Below are 310 nucleotides of genomic sequence, written 5' to 3'. Positions count from 1 at the left end.
AGAAAAGTTATCGCGACATCCTGCGTCAGGGAAATGACAACCTGCGTTTCGTCTACCTGAAGGGCGACTTCGACACCATCGAAGCCCGCCTGAAAGCGCGTAAAGGCCACTTCTTCAAGCCGCAGATGCTGGTGACGCAGTTTGCGACGCTGGAAGAGCCAGGGCGGGACGAGTCGGATGTACTGGTGGTGGATATCGATCAACCGCTGGAAGGTGTTGTGGCAAGCACCATTGAGGTTATTAAAAAAGGCAAATAAGTAGTGACTACATTAACGCTTGTTTTAACAGCAGTAGGGTCTGTTTTACTGCT

General features: G+C 50.6%; 1 pseudogene. It reads left to right on the top strand.

The features are described 5' to 3' along the window. Positions 1 to 257: pseudogene (locus SB765_RS28800) on the top strand (gluconate kinase); the annotation flags it as partial. Positions 258 to 310: the final 53 nt, after the last annotated feature.

The sequence above is a fragment of the Pseudomonas sp. SIMBA_067 genome, assembly GCF_046534675.1.
Classification (GTDB): Bacteria; Pseudomonadota; Gammaproteobacteria; order Pseudomonadales; family Pseudomonadaceae; genus Aquipseudomonas; species Aquipseudomonas putida.
Note: the sequence above shows the minus strand (reverse complement) of the source record. Positions and strands in the feature narration are given on the sequence as shown.